We start from the raw sequence: 13678 nt of genomic DNA, 5'->3' as shown, positions 1-13678 counted from the left end.
ACATGCAAGAAAAAATGCCCCACTGTCCGTGGAGCATGTGTTCGTTCACCATTGTCAGCCCATTGTGGTGATTGCGTCAGAAGTGCAGCGCTTCAATTGTTTCCGGCATTCTTACGACCGATACGCCTCCTCCAGAATGCGCAGGTAATCCTCCGCCGTAATCGTCCGCACATTGCTTGGCGTGGAGGCGTTTTGCACCGACAGCTCTACGATCCGCGGAAAGTCCTCTTCGCGCACACCCGGCAAGTCTTTCAGCTTTGGAATGTCCAGGCTGTGCGTAAAGGCCTCAATGCCGTCAATCAGCTTTTCGACAGCCAACTCGTCCGCGTCCGCATCGGCGGCAAACCCCATGTAACGCGCCAATCTGGCGTGCATCGGCTTGTTTTCCACTGCATTGAACCGAAGCACATGGGGCAAAAATACTGCATTCGCGACGCCGTGGGGCGTGTCGTAAAGCCCGCCGAGCGCTTCCGCCAGACAGTGCACAGCCGCGACATCCGCCGAGCCAAAACAGAGCCCCGCCAGCAGACTGCCCTCCAGCATGGCGGAACGGGCCTCTACATTTCGACCATCGGCATAAGCAGCCGGCAGTGCGGAGACAATCGTCTGCATCGCACGGGCGCCGAGGGATTGCGAGATCGGATTGGTCACCTTGCAGGTATACCCCTCGATGGCGTGAACCAAGGCGTCGACGCCGGTGGCAGCGGTGACAGCGGGCGGAACACTGAGCGTCAAACTGGGATCAAGCACGGCCAGCGTTGGGCGCAAGGCGGCGTGTTTGAGCGTCATTTTTCGGTGCGTGGCCGACTCGGTAATGACTGCGGAGCGGGTCACTTCCGATCCCGTCCCGGCTGTAGTGGGAACGCAAATGATCGGGGCAATGTTTGCGTAGGGAAGCCGTCCGTCCGCGTAGTCGGCGGGCGTTCCGCCATTTGGTCCGCACAGCGCGATCGTTTTCCCCGTGTCCATGGCGCTTCCCCCGCCGATGGCCACCACCATGCTGGCACCTGTGTCACGGAATTGTTCTGCTCCCGCCAAGCATTCCGTATCCCGCGGATTTTGGCTGAGCGACGCAAACAGCGACACGGCAAAACCCGCTTCCTGCAGAGCTGTCTGGATCGGTTCAACCAGGCCCGCGCGGATCACGCCGGGGTCACTGACCAGCAATATGGACGAGCCGACCTGCAGGGAGTGCAGCAGTTCCGGCAGGTGGAGAGCCTTGCCCATCCCCATTTCAATACGCGTGGAGCAATTGTAGTGAAAGGCATTCATCCGGTTTCCCCCCGATTTTTACAAGCTTGTGACAGTACCATCATAACTGGCAGGAAAAACGGATTTCCACACAAAATTTGAAATATTCCACTTATTGAAGCGAACTAATATGTACAACGAGCAGAAGCCGCCATACGAAAATGTTGTTGCAATTTCTGCCAAAATCGCTTTGATGTTTACGTGACCAGCCAGACAATCTGTTCGTCATACGGTATGAACTCCAGTTCCCAGGGGGGCTAGCAGTGATAAAAAATGGATGGTATGTGATTACAGGTTCCTATTTTGTTACCCTATTCCTTGCATCATGGATGTACACTGCGATCACGAAGCTGCCGATTGACCAGCATCGAGATGTGTCAGGACTGGTTTTGGGATCTGTAATGGTAGTCATCCCATATATCGTCGGTGGTCTGTAGGCAGGGATTGCTCATAAACGAGGGGCAACAAGAGCAGCCGTGTGGATCGGTATACTCCCTGCCATTGCGGAAAAGGTTCTGATTTTTCTGATCGGCAGCTGCTATGTCATAATGGAAGGGAGCCCTGTCACATGGGAAAACGTCATGATGTTTGTCAGTGCCGAAGCCGTTCCCTATTATACAAATGCGTACCTGTTGACATTCCCCTTGTCTGTTTTGGTATGTGTTGCGACAGCAGCGTGTGTTCATGTCGTAACGAGATCGAAGGGCTAATAAACGATGCTTCGGATACAAGGGATGTGTCAGCAAAAAACCTGCCTTCGCTCAGGAGGCGGTTTTTCCTCTTACCAAAAAAACGTTGATTTCTCAAGGGTTTCATCTGGAGCGGGTGATAGAAATCGAACCTGCGCCGCCATGCAGAGAGTTGCTGCGGGAAGACCAATATTTTACAGATTAAACAAATTGGCATAATTAAGGCAAGAAAGGAGGTGAGTACGTGGGATGGTGAAAGGAGTAGGTACACCCGAAGCTAGCGGAAGAAAAAGCGAAAGCGGCGCTCCCGCCAAGGTAAACGCTGCAGGTGACCAGTGAGGCCCCCCACCATCCTAAGAATAGCATGAAGACAAGAAAAATAGACATCAGAAATCTGCGTTCCATCCGAGGAGTGTTAGGGTTCGCTGTTTTAGCCACATACTCGCCTGCTGCTCAGTGGTGGCAGAAAGCCATCCTGATTTACGTTGTGGCATATTTGTGGATAACAGCAGCATTGGGAAGAAGGGATTAAATAATTGCAGATTAATTTGGACGACATCATGGGGTTGTCAGAGGTCTGCGAAATGACCGGCAAGTCCAGGAACTACATGAAGGAGTATCTGAGGCGTGGACAGTTCCCGCAGCCCGTCAAGGAGCTTGCTTGCGGACCGTTGTGGCTTCGGGGGCAAGTTCAAGCATGGATGGACACGCCCCGGCTTCGCGGCAGAAGGAAGAAAGACGAGAGAGAATAAAAAATGCCCTCCACCGGTTTTCCGGCAGAGGGCTGTTTGTTTAGCTTCTCTTTGCTCGATCTCGCACGAATTTGTACATCCACCTGACCAGCGCGGCCCATGCTGTTTTCCCACCCACCAAAGCGAAACCGGCGCGGATTCTTGTCGGCAGCCGGTCATAACGATTGACGAGGGCCTGCTCCTTCGCCTCCAGATGGTCGTACAAGCCGGGGAACACCGCTTCGATCTCGGCGATAAAGGCGGCGATGCGCGGGAACAGGTCGGCGGCCAGGACGAGCAGTACCAAAAGAAAAAGGGCGATCAACGCACCCCACTCTTGTCCAAAGACAACCACATCCGCGAAAGTCATGTCACACACATCCTTTCTTCAGTTTTACCGTTTTCGTTGCCTGGTCCCACTCCACCGCCAGACCGAGGATGGCAGCCAGTTCCCGGGCAGGGGCATACGACGTGCCGTTTTCGATGCTCTCTGTCAGGTCTTGGCCGTTCACCTTGACCTGTTTTGTGCAGGCGCACCACTCCACCTTGCCGCCGACTGCCTCGGCCACGGACCGGATCGGAAGCCACGATACGCCGTCGCGGAGGTAGCCTTGAACCGGCAGGCGGCAGCCGTTAATCTCAATGGAAACCTTATCCACAGGTTTTTGTGCGGGTTGTGGATTGTCTGTGGATGCTTTGAAAGGCACTCCGTAGTGTTCGCAGATAGCCTTTGCAATTGCGGTGGCGAACTTCTCCCGGTAGGCATCCGTTTTCAACAGGGCGCACTCGTCCCGGTTGGTCATGAAACCCAGTTCGCAGAGTACACCAGGAATGCCGTGTCTTGCGGTCTCTCTGGTGATGTGCAGGTCAGCTCGTTTCACCCCGCGATCCCGCAGACCGGTATCTGCTAGGAGGCGACGCTGAATAATCTGCGCCAGCTTCTCCGCCTGGTCGTTTGTGTACGTCTCAATCCCGTTCGCTGTGCTCCATCCGTTACCGGCAGCGTTGGCGTGGATGGACACGAGCAGGACGTCGTATCCCTGCCGTTTCAAGTCTCGCGCCTGGTTCGTGCGCTGAATCAAGGGCATGTCTTTGTCGTCGTTAACCGTCAGGCGGACGTCGAAGCCGGACATATGGAGTTTTTTCACCAGCCGGCGAGCGACATTTCGATTGAATTCATACTCTCGCAGCGTGCCGTCCGGGGAGCGTTTACCGGCTGTTTCGGCGCCATGACCGGGGTCGATCAGAATCACTCTCTTCATCTCACTTACCCTCCTTTTGTCTCATGGCCCGTTCCGTCTTGGCTCTGATCTCGGACTCCACCAGTTTGGCGACTGCCTTTGGCACCGGCCAGCCGGCTCGTGTTGCGTTGGCCGTCAGGCTGTTCCAGGTGTGATAGATAAGGCCGAACGTGACGCCGTAAAAGAGAAAGCCAGGCGTGCCCATAACGCGGTCGAGCAAGTTGCCCAACGCCGGCAGGGCCAGCAGAAACAAGGTACGCGGAATGCGATTCAGGCCATATTCCGACGAGTACGTTTTGTCTTTTTTCTTGGCTGCCTGGATGCCGGTTATCCAATCCAGTACAATGCAAAGCAAAAGCACCACGATAATGTCAGTCCGGCCCGTGCCATAAAAGTAATGGAACACAGGTGCTGTCACCGCCCCCAACGTCGCTGCGAGGGCGTTTGCTTGGGTTGCAATGTTCTCCAGTTCAAGTCTTTGTACAAAGCGCAATGTTCTTCATCCTCCTCGCCCCCCATGACAAAATCAAAGCCCTGCTCGGCCAGGGACGGGTTTTCAGTCTAGAAGCAAAAAAGGGGAGCCACTGCTCCCCATGAAAAACGCCTGTCCGCATTGGGAAAGGCGCTCAGAAATCCTGGCCGGTGATTTGCTTGAACTCCTCCGGCGTGATCTCCCCGTATGGATTGGATTCAGTCCGAACAGCCAAGCGCAACTGTTCAATCGTGACCCACTTGTATTTGTACGCCAGGTTCCAGAATGCCATCATACACCACCTCCTTTCATTTGGATCAGTTCCAGCTTGACTAATGCCAACTGGTGCCCAAGGGTTTGAATCATCGCGTCTTTTTCAATATTTTCCAGCTTCAGCATGGCGAGTTCCTGCCCCATGGTTAATACCGGGTCTTCCTGCTCCTTTTGACGAATGACTGAAATTTTCTCCACGTTTTGTGTTTTGAAACTCAATCAAACGCACCCCCAAATCCGTCCAATCTCACCCGCTCTGTCGCTGTGCCTTTGGCGATACGCACCCAGATATTGATGCGCCAGTTTGCGGCGGTTTTTTGCTGGTTGGTGAAGAGATAACCACGGCCAGCGTTTACTGCTGCGGTCATATCCTCCCAAGTCGGTGTTTCGTCCATAGCGTTGTTTGTCACTCTCACAAACTCGATCTGCGATCCTGGAGGCAGGTACCTATCCAGTGTGACAAGCACGCGTTTTGGCATCCCGTCTAAGGTAAAATGTGCTTCGATGTCCGGGTTATCAAAATTCAGCATGAATTCGATGTGCGTCTCTTCCCTGATGAACGTAAACGTCCTGGTCGATGTCAACCCATTGTTATCCGTTGCCTCGATCGTCAATTCATGTGGTGTATCCAGGTCCAATCTGATCCACATGTCATGTGGGATCGTTATGGTCTCCTCCCGACCAGGTACGCCTTCAAATGACCGGATTGCCTTTCCGTCGATCTTTTCGGTGATGGTGAAAGGGTTGCCCTCCGGATCAGTGACACTATAGGTTTTGCTCGGGGGCTCCATGATCTTACCCAAGTCTTCGTTGGCCCCACTGATCACCGGCGGCCGATTCCAGATGACGCGGAATTTGCGCGTGACTTCCGCGCTCTTTCCACCTTGGTCGTCTTCTGCCCATACCTTGAGGATGTGATCGACGTCTTCGGCCAGATCAGCTCCAGCCACGTCCGTCGCGCCGTCCCACATCCTTTTGTTGTGGTAGGTCAGCGTGCGGGCAAAAGAAATAGGCGTTACCCCGTCGGATACGCCTGATCCAATATTTCGTATTGGGCCATTGTTAATTTGACACTTGACGACCACGTTGTTGTTTGCGTCTGCGTCGCTGGCCTCGCCCGCCACCGGCAGCGCATTACCTTCCGTCAATGTTTGATTATCCGTAGGTGACGTGAGCGTGAGCGTTGGCGCATTGTTGGAGAGTGGCTCCAGTACCATTAAAAGAGATACACCGTTTGCCGCATTGTTCACGACGCTGTTCATCTCTGAACTTGTCAATGTTTGTTTATCGTGCAAATAGCGGTATGAACTTTCTATAACCTTTCCGACATAGTGGTTGTCATAGGTCTCGATGTGACTTAATGGCGGGGTTATCGCTAGCGTCTGCGTGTCGTGTTCCGCATGGTTGAAAAGGACTAGCAAGCCCTTTGTAAAGCCAATTTCCCCTGCTGTTATTGCCATTGGCTGAGCATTAGCGCCTGAAAAACTTCTGGCGTGGGAAGTTACTTTATCAGCTGTTTTTACATTCCGGAAAGCGTACAGTGCCGCTTGCCCACTAGCATCTGGATGCGTGAAAGCATAATTTGTATCACCGGCATTCATGTACTTGTATGCTATAAACACTCTGTCGCCAAAAGAAGCAGTTGAATCGTAGAAAACCGTCCAACCGCTTGGCGGAGTGATCGCGGCAGTGCCTACCAACTGTATTTGGGCGATTAGCAAGTCCCCAGCCTGCGCTCCCGCAGGAACCGACAATACCTTCGCTGTTCCCGACGACGCGCTTGACGATTTCCCAACATACTCAACCTGCTTTTTCCCTGTTGATGGAATTGTGTAGTCGATGGTGAGGGTGGGTCGGTAAGAATCTATTGCATGATCCAGTTGATAAAAGTTGTGTGCGTACGTTCCGCTTGGCTCGTCAGAATCTTTTATCAAGAACCCGTAATTCGGGTAAACACCGTTAACCATATCTTGGATCAGTGCCGTAACATCAAAATCAACATCGATATTACTGCCGGTTGGGACAGTAGTAGATACTTTCCTGCCGCCATCGTATGGTGTTGGACTGTACCAAGTTGGTCCTGTTTCACTCCAAAAAGCCTTCAAAGGATGTATATCGAGCGTTCTAACATCTAGCCCACTCGATTGTTTCATTCTCAATATTGCACTGTTGATAATGACATCATTTGGGATAAGGCCAAGGTCAAAAAAAAGTTGGTATCTGCAAATGTCACCAACAGCGACAGACCGCCCAATTGAACCGGCAGTTGCCGTAGCAAAGTTTGACGAGGGTGAAGCTTTTGATATCGAAGTGTCGTATGCTTTCGTATTCGATTTTGTTAATGTAATTACAGACATGTTCCTCCCCCTTCCTTTCGTAAATGGCCGTTATCCGAAGGTATCCAGTTCATGGATTACACCTCCAAGCGCGTTTGAGCCTCGTTGAAATATCCACGAATCACAATGATCGAATCGACTGTCGCTAAATCGTCGTCGAACTTGTTGTAGAGGAAGTTCTCCGGCAAAATCGACTCCAGCGTATTCATCCGGATTTTCAGGTTTGATACGTCCGCAGACAGCGCAGCCAACTGCACGTGAGCGTCCGCGATCCCCTTTTCCCATCGATTAATGTCGGCTTCCGTGACGTCGTCGTCAGGTTTCCAGTCCAGTTTTGGATCATATGGCATTATGCGCTCCCGCCTTTCACTTCAAATTCAAATCGGAAGGCCAGTCGCTGCTGATCTGCAACAGTAATGCTGGGCATCCGCTCAGTGATCAAGTTCCCTTTCTCGTCGTACAGCCTAATGGATGTCACTTCCGTGATCCCCTGCTGGCTCAATGTTTCTACGATGATTGTCCTGCCGTTCCGGGTAACGTTTTGAATCGGAACGGTTTGATTATTCACGACGAGGGATCCGATTCGGTTTTTCAGGTCTTCGGCGGCGCGGGCCAAATATGCGTTATCAATCATACGATCACCTCAGTCTGATACTTAATCGGCTTCATGCCGACCCGGAACTCAGACACCTTATGGTACCGACGTTGGCTGACAGTCACCTTATCTGTTATCACCAGAGCGCAGCTATTCCCCAGATCATACTCCACATCGATATGCGCCGGTTTGACGTCCTCCAGCGCAGCCGCGACAGCAATAAGGTTTAGATTGGTGAGCCCGTCAAAATGGATCCTGATCCTGCCCGTAAAGGTTACCCGCCGCACTTGATCGGTGAAAGCCCTCACAATGGCGAGCGCCATTTCGGCAGTGAACTTACCTGTTGCGCGCATCTTCGCGATAACGGCCGCCCTGCGTTCCTCCAATGACTTGGATGGATCTGGTTTGATCTCATATTCCTTTTCATATAAAGGCAAAGCCCAGGTTGCGGTTGTCACTGACATCTGGGCCTCCAAGTCTGATATGGCTTCTTCTCTGCTGGCAAACGCCGGTTCGACGGAATCAAAGAAGGACTTAAACACCTCGGACCGGCGCATAAAGGGTGCCAATCTATTGATCATCTTATCAGCCATCTACCGTCACCGTCCCAAGCACTGCTACTTCTTCTCTGCCAATCGGTATGTTTGCCGTGCCTCCATTGACGAGCAGATTACTGTAATCGGCAACACCTTCGCTGTCCAGGATCTCTCCTCCAATCCTTGCATAGCTTACAAACGACATCTCATCTGGCTCAATAAAGGCAATATCTTTCAGGTATTGCGTCAGCTTCACTTGAATGTTATTTGCAGCTTGCTGGAGGGTGTATCCAGGGGAGAGCATGATCGTAACAGAAACGTCGATGCTAACCCCGGTCGCGCTTACCACGGTGCAAAACGCACCAAGAGGGGCTGCACCGCTTCCGTCTCCGGTAATGCCCGGATCAATGTGCTCTTGCACAGCGTCCACGATGGATTGACTGGCCGGCTTCCTGTCACTGTCGATGATGACCACCTTCACTGTGTTGTCGCCGTTCCAGAGGGGAATGACCCGCGCATCTCCAACACCGGGGACCTCTTTCGCCCAGTTTTTATAGTGATATTTATTGCCGCTCGTTGCTGGCGTGCGGATCTTTTCGTAGTATCTTTGCAAGAGATCCTCATCAGATTCCGCATCAAAGCCATCTGCTGTAGGTTCGTGATTGGTCACCGCTGTAAATCCTGCCAGTGTGACAGGAAACATGGTGATCGTGTTTGCCGGGACGTTTCCGCTGGCACCAGGTTCGACAGCCCGAATATTTACGGTGCCGCTGACAGCGATATTTTTCTGCTCCGTCGCCTGGAATTGGACGCCGCCTGGCGTTTCAAACAGATCTCCCACAAAGATTGTCCCGGTACCGGTAACGGTCACACTGCCGATCGCGTGTGTGGCCTGTTTTCGTTCAATCCCTGTCCGTTCATAGACACGTCGTTCAAGCTCCTGGCCTGACAGATTGGAGATGTCCAGCTTTTCCTTGACCGTCGCAATTTCTGTATCTGTCTTTTCAAAGCGATCTGCCACCGGAGCGAGAAAATCATACGCAAAGTTGCCCGGGCGCTTGTCATATCTGGAAGAAAGTGAACTCATCATTTCTGTGAGAATCTCTTTTTTATCAGCCATCTACACCGTCACCCTCCCTTCCGTTGAACCATAGATACTCTTTACTTGAAACTCGATGGTGAGTTTTTCGCCGCTTTGGGTGAACACAAAGTTGTCCACCTGGGTGATCGCATCGTTTTGCAGCAGAGCATCGCGAATCATCCGCTCATACTCTGATCGGGTAAAGTCCGGGTGGAAGTTCTTGCCGATCAGTGTGTGATATTCACTTCCATACCCGGTTCCTTCGTAGATGAGGGAGTCTTTCATCGTGCGAAGCGCTTTTTCTACCCAAATCTTTACATACTCGATTCCGGTTACCTCAATCAGTTTCCCGTCTTTCAAGACAAAATCGCCCTTGTTGAAGTCCCACAAAAAAGTCTTGTGGACCTTCTCGGGCGATGTTTGCTGAATCAGCTCTGTGTCAGGAAACTCCAGCTGGGCAATCTGAGGCAGTGTCATGTTTCGCCCCCCTCCCAAACCTTATCGAGCACAAACCAGTTTTTCCAGTCCTGGTCAGGAATCATGATCACCCGGTTCCCTGCTTGCAAGGGAGTAGTCAGTTTGGCCACGATCTTGTTGTTCTCCCCGGTGGCTGCCGGAATGGACAATCTTTTGATGCGCTCTGTCAGATCCCCGCCTACTTCACGATGAAATGTGATAGTGGCCGAATTGCTCGCATCGTTACCCACCATGTTGGTCTCTGTTATCTCAACAGGAGTACCCATCATCAGCCGTTCGGCGACGATCAGTTTGTGCTGTTCCAGGATGATGTTTTCCCCGTATTGGATACGCAGAGGGGAAACGCTCAAGACCTTTCCCACCACGGGGGCCGTACTCAAGGGATTTCGATTATCCTTGTACATTTGGGCAAGTTTTTGCGCCAGACGGTCGATACTGTCCACGGATCACCCCTCCTACTTAACGTCCTCAGGCAGAGCCAGTTCCAGCTGCATGGTGTGGATCTGGTTTTTTACCTCGTGTTTTACCGCTGTGATCATAAACCGCTGTTTCATGCCAGTGATCGGCTCGTCCACGTCCAGCAGCCGGCCGGCCTTGAAAGCCACATCGCCTACCAGCTTTAAGCTGTTGGTTTCGTGGATCCGCGCAAGCCGGCTCAAGAGGATGCGAGCCACCTCTCTGGCCTTTGCGGCATCTTCGGCATCGATCTTGAATACTTCCTCCAAAAGCCCGTATTTTCGGATCAGTCCCTCATCCTGCGCGTTTGCGACGATTTCGTACTTGGGTTTCGTCTTCTCCTGGTCGTCTCGCTCAATCAGGATTTTCACCCGATTTCGCATGCTCTCGATGGTCCGGGTGCGATCCGCCCCCAACGGATTGGCCAGCACATCAACCGGCGCGATATTATCCGCCAGCTTAAACGTACCTTTAATGACCAGGTCTTTCATCTCTTCAAAATAGATTTTGCCCTGCCGCATCTCTACGTTGTACCGCTTGCCAGATGCCTTTTCGTGCCGTTTGTAGATGTCCTCGATAATCTCCGCCGGGCTTTTTTCCAGATAGATTTCGTCGATGACTGTGCCCATGTAAGGGACGCTGCCGATCAGCATGCCGAAATCGTTTAGAATCTTCGTGATTGCTTGGGACGCCGGGATTCGGTTAAACTGGTACACGCTCTTGGACTTGCCCAAATACCAGGCATAGTCGTACACCGTGTATTTGATCGCTTCTCTTCCAGATCGGCCTTCCGTAACGATTACGCCGCGATGTACCTCCTGTCCATCCTTGGTCAAGATCACGACGTCTCCCAAATCACAAGGATTGACAGGAAAAAGTTTTGCGTCTGTCCAGTTGATGTCAAACTCCATGGACGCCATCAGGGAAAGGTTGGAATCCCATGAAATGCTGCCGACCAATGGCGTAATGTCAAGGGTTTTGGAAGCATCATTTTTGATCAGGAGTAACTGAAACACATTGTCACCCCCTCGCTGTGCTAATAAATGGGAACTCCGTCATCTGCAGCGTGTAGGAAATGTCCCCGTCCTGTTTAACACCCCACTCGAAATTATCAATGGTGACAGCCATGTTCAGCGATTGAGCGCCGCCTGAATCGACGATGACCAGACGGACCGGGATTCGCATGCCGCGCCAACGTTCGATTGTTTCTACATAGGCCATCCCCCACATACTCCGATTTTGCAGAAAGGGGTAATCCCGAACCGGAAAAAAGCTCTTGATCTCGACGGAGCGAAGTCCTTTTAATCCAATCAGGTTCAGCGTCTGCTGCAATCCGTCCACCCGCTCGTTGTTCCATGGAGACGGCACGTTGTATTCTGCTGGAGGCACGGGGAGCTGCAGGACTTCAGCATTGTTGTTGATGGACAAAAACACGTTGATCACCCTGACCTACCCCCTTACGTCGTTGCCCAGATATGGCGCTCAATCCGCGCCAACAGGCTGTCTGCGAGATCCAACGGAGTCTGATTATCTCTCAATTGCGCCTTGGTGTTTTTGTCGGTTGCACTCGTGTTGAGCGCAGTCGCATCCGTGTTGAAGGTGAGTGCCTTGGTGTTGTTGTTCAGCGCGTCGAGCAGCTTTTGATCCTGTTGGACGCGCAGTTTACGGGCTTCGTTTTGTTCCTTTCGAGCTTGTGCGATGTCGTTTGACGCTTTGCCCGTGGAAAACTTTGCACCGCTGAAGTCTAAATGGGGAATCGGGCTATAACTGCTGTCCCAAGTCGGCACATCAATATTTGCCACCTTCGCCCCTGCAAAGTTTACTTCGATACGTTCTTTACCGAAAGCTTCCAGAGCCGCATTAAGAGGCTCGAGCATCTTTTGTACGCCCATCTCTGCGGCGGCAATGATTCCGTTCCACATGGAAATCGCGCCGAACTTGATGGCGTCCCAGGCGTATTTGAACACACGGAGCATGAAGTTCGCGTAATCGATGTACTTATTCACGCCCCATTCCACTGCGCCAACGACGACATTCCACAGTTCCATCCCTTTTTGCTTAATGGTTTCCCAGTTTTGAACGACATAGATACCGGCGGTGACCAGCAACCCCAATAATGTAACGACAAACCCGATTGGGTTGGCTTTGAATGCCGCATTCAACAATAACACGGCGTCCCTTAGGATACTGACCTGACCCGAGGCAACCAATGCCGCAACGCCCATCACCTGAGTTTTTATGGCGGCGAAAGTTGACTGCTGGCCAAATAACTTGATCGCAAGCGTCGAACCGTACACAGCGAGCTTGTGCATGAGAAAAGCCGCGGCGGCTCCGTACACAATTGGTCCAATGACGGACCAGTTTTCCATGATAAAGGAGGAAACCTCCCAAATCGTTTCCGCCACCGCTTTGGCGCCAAAATAGACCGCCATAAGGGCCGCGGAAAAGCGTGCACCCCATTCTGCTGCGCGATCACTGGACAGAAATTCCCGAATCCCTTTCATATCTTCCTTGACCGCCATGAACAGCGGTTTGGTGATTTCGGCGAGTTGCCGCGAGCCTGTTGCCTTGATATTGGCGACCGTGTTCTCAAACGTCTCCGACATTTTTTGCATGGAGCCGCCAAAGCGGTTTTCCAGACCTGTAAACAGTATCGGTAGAACCTGGCTGGATAAGAGTTTGCCCTGCTCGGCCAACTTCATCAGCTCTGCCGGAGTTTTTCCCATCTCTTTTGAAAGTATCTGCCAAGCAGGAATACCGCTCTCCGCAAGCTGGTTTACCTCTGCAGCGCTCAGCTTCCCTTTCATTTGGATTTGACCTAACACTTGGGTTATGCCCTCCAATTGCTTGGTACTGCCGCCGGTTGCTACCACTGCATCACCCAGACGCTGCAAGACGGGCATGACTTGCTGCCCAGTGAAACCCATATTCAACAACGTCTTGGCAGACTGCTGCAATCCGGAAAATTCAAAGGGTGACGACTCTGCCAGTTTCTGTAAATCAGAAACCATCTGTTTCGCAGCCTCCGTCGAGTTGAGCATGAGACCAAGAGACTGTTCGGCCGTCTCAAAGCTGGCATTTGCTTGAATACCAATTCCGACAATGGCGGTTGAAGCGGTCTTTACCGCGCCCGCTGCAGCTGCCGCACCCGTTTTGATCACATCCCATGTTTTTTTGCTGATCTGCTGGAGTTCCTTCAAACGGCGTTGATAATCCTGTGCCAAAGCATTTAATAGCGTATTAGTGAAGTTGGTTATCATCGCATCTCACCCCCTCACAAAAGAAAAGAGCACTCTCATTGAGTGCCTCAGACTGAAGACAAACGGTTCATTGGAAGCGTCCGTAAGAAAATGATTTCCAGACCGGAAGGCCTGCACATTCATCAAACAGAAGCGGAAGACAACGTACCTCGCATGGAGAGATGGGCCAAGCGAGCTCCTTTGACGACCCACTCAGCGGGAAAACGAAGACGCGGGGATCAACAGGGGACACAAGTCTCACTTCCTCGAAACACCCAGATGTTTGTCCCCTGCCCGCGTC

16 protein-coding genes are annotated in these 13678 nt (G+C 52.1%); all 16 read right to left on the bottom strand.

All coding sequences use genetic code 11. The annotated features are described in order from the left end of the window. Positions 1-111: 111 nt before the first annotated feature. The 16 genes from ETC00_RS04655 to ETC00_RS04580 all read right to left on the bottom strand — a co-directional run bounded on the left by ETC00_RS04655 (position 112) and on the right by ETC00_RS04580 (position 13398). A complete protein-coding gene (locus ETC00_RS04655) occupies positions 112-1272 on the bottom strand; it encodes an iron-containing alcohol dehydrogenase (RefSeq protein WP_171564792.1) in 1161 nt (386 codons plus the stop codon). Between the two features lie 1460 nt (positions 1273-2732). Then, a complete protein-coding gene (locus ETC00_RS04650; protein ID WP_171564791.1) occupies positions 2733-3041 on the bottom strand; it encodes a hypothetical protein in 309 nt (102 codons plus the stop codon). Between the two features lies 1 nt (position 3042). After that, positions 3043-3933, bottom strand: coding sequence for an N-acetylmuramoyl-L-alanine amidase (locus ETC00_RS04645; protein ID WP_171564790.1), 891 nt, complete (start codon positions 3931-3933; stop codon positions 3043-3045). A 1-nt stretch (position 3934) separates the two neighbouring features. Next, complete coding sequence (locus ETC00_RS04640) at positions 3935-4405, bottom strand: phage holin family protein (protein WP_171564789.1); 471 nt, start codon at positions 4403-4405, stop codon at positions 3935-3937. Between the two features lie 133 nt (positions 4406-4538). After that, entirely contained in the window at positions 4539-4676 is a 138-nt protein-coding gene (locus ETC00_RS04635; RefSeq protein ID WP_171565015.1) for an XkdX family protein, read from the bottom strand. Next, on the bottom strand, positions 4676-4876 hold the full coding sequence (locus ETC00_RS04630) for a hypothetical protein (protein WP_171564788.1): 201 nt from the start codon (positions 4874-4876) through the stop codon (positions 4676-4678). The genes ETC00_RS04635 and ETC00_RS04630 overlap by 1 nt, the downstream gene beginning before the upstream one ends. After that, on the bottom strand, positions 4873-7014 hold the full coding sequence (locus tag ETC00_RS04625) for a DNRLRE domain-containing protein (protein WP_171564787.1): 2142 nt from the start codon (positions 7012-7014) through the stop codon (positions 4873-4875). The genes ETC00_RS04630 and ETC00_RS04625 overlap by 4 nt, the downstream gene beginning before the upstream one ends. A gap of 56 nt (positions 7015-7070) precedes the next feature. Continuing rightward, positions 7071-7343, bottom strand: a complete 273-nt coding sequence (locus ETC00_RS04620; protein WP_171564786.1) for a hypothetical protein — start codon at positions 7341-7343, stop codon at positions 7071-7073. Continuing rightward, a complete protein-coding gene (locus ETC00_RS04615; RefSeq protein ID WP_171564785.1) occupies positions 7343-7627 on the bottom strand; it encodes a hypothetical protein in 285 nt (94 codons plus the stop codon). The genes ETC00_RS04620 and ETC00_RS04615 overlap by 1 nt, the downstream gene beginning before the upstream one ends. Beyond that, complete coding sequence (locus tag ETC00_RS04610) at positions 7624-8181, bottom strand: putative phage tail protein (protein ID WP_171564784.1); 558 nt, start codon at positions 8179-8181, stop codon at positions 7624-7626. Before ETC00_RS04610 ends, ETC00_RS04615 begins: the two co-directional genes overlap by 4 nt. Continuing rightward, on the bottom strand, positions 8174-9244 hold the full coding sequence (locus ETC00_RS04605) for a baseplate J/gp47 family protein (protein WP_171564783.1): 1071 nt from the start codon (positions 9242-9244) through the stop codon (positions 8174-8176). Before ETC00_RS04605 ends, ETC00_RS04610 begins: the two co-directional genes overlap by 8 nt. Then, on the bottom strand, positions 9245-9682 hold the full coding sequence (locus ETC00_RS04600) for a DUF2634 domain-containing protein (protein WP_171564782.1): 438 nt from the start codon (positions 9680-9682) through the stop codon (positions 9245-9247). It lies immediately after the preceding gene. Next, the gene (locus ETC00_RS04595) at positions 9679-10125 is read right to left on the bottom strand and encodes a DUF2577 family protein (RefSeq protein WP_171564781.1); all 447 of its coding nucleotides are present in this window, start codon (positions 10123-10125) and stop codon (positions 9679-9681) included. The genes ETC00_RS04600 and ETC00_RS04595 overlap by 4 nt, the downstream gene beginning before the upstream one ends. 12 nt (positions 10126-10137) lie before the next feature. After that, positions 10138-11154: an XkdQ/YqbQ family protein gene (locus tag ETC00_RS04590; RefSeq protein WP_171564780.1), complete on the bottom strand. Its 1017-nt coding sequence runs from the start codon at positions 11152-11154 to the stop codon at positions 10138-10140. Between the two features lie 4 nt (positions 11155-11158). Beyond that, complete coding sequence (locus ETC00_RS04585; protein WP_349290963.1) at positions 11159-11581, bottom strand: hypothetical protein; 423 nt, start codon at positions 11579-11581, stop codon at positions 11159-11161. 14 nt (positions 11582-11595) lie between these two features. Further along, the gene (locus ETC00_RS04580; RefSeq protein ID WP_171564779.1) at positions 11596-13398 is read right to left on the bottom strand and encodes a tape measure protein; all 1803 of its coding nucleotides are present in this window, start codon (positions 13396-13398) and stop codon (positions 11596-11598) included. Positions 13399-13678 lie beyond the last annotated feature (280 nt).

The organism is Brevibacillus sp. MCWH (genome assembly GCF_013096935.1).
GTDB classification, from domain to species: Bacteria; Bacillota; Bacilli; order Brevibacillales; family Brevibacillaceae; genus Brevibacillus; species Brevibacillus aydinogluensis.
This window is presented reverse-complemented; position numbering and strand designations above follow the sequence as displayed.

Bases quoted from the DNA above. Each gene is read 5' to 3' on its own strand.
- ETC00_RS04655 (WP_171564792.1), bottom strand. From the start codon at position 1,272: ATGAATGCCTTTCACTACAATTGCTCCACGCGTATTGAAATGGGGATG.
- ETC00_RS04650 (WP_171564791.1), bottom strand. From the start codon at position 3,041: ATGACTTTCGCGGATGTGGTTGTCTTTGGACAAGAGTGGGGTGCGTTG.
- ETC00_RS04645 (WP_171564790.1), bottom strand. From the start codon at position 3,933: ATGAAGAGAGTGATTCTGATCGACCCCGGTCATGGCGCCGAAACAGCC.
- ETC00_RS04635 (WP_171565015.1), bottom strand. From the start codon at position 4,676: ATGGCATTCTGGAACCTGGCGTACAAATACAAGTGGGTCACGATTGAA.
- ETC00_RS04625 (WP_171564787.1), bottom strand. From the start codon at position 7,014: ATGTCTGTAATTACATTAACAAAATCGAATACGAAAGCATACGACACT.
- ETC00_RS04620 (WP_171564786.1), bottom strand. From the start codon at position 7,343: ATGCCATATGATCCAAAACTGGACTGGAAACCTGACGACGACGTCACG.
- ETC00_RS04615 (WP_171564785.1), bottom strand. From the start codon at position 7,627: ATGATTGATAACGCATATTTGGCCCGCGCCGCCGAAGACCTGAAAAAC.
- ETC00_RS04610 (WP_171564784.1), bottom strand. From the start codon at position 8,181: ATGGCTGATAAGATGATCAATAGATTGGCACCCTTTATGCGCCGGTCC.
- ETC00_RS04605 (WP_171564783.1), bottom strand. From the start codon at position 9,244: ATGGCTGATAAAAAAGAGATTCTCACAGAAATGATGAGTTCACTTTCT.
- ETC00_RS04600 (WP_171564782.1), bottom strand. From the start codon at position 9,682: ATGACACTGCCTCAGATTGCCCAGCTGGAGTTTCCTGACACAGAGCTG.
- ETC00_RS04580 (WP_171564779.1), bottom strand. From the start codon at position 13,398: ATGATAACCAACTTCACTAATACGCTATTAAATGCTTTGGCACAGGAT.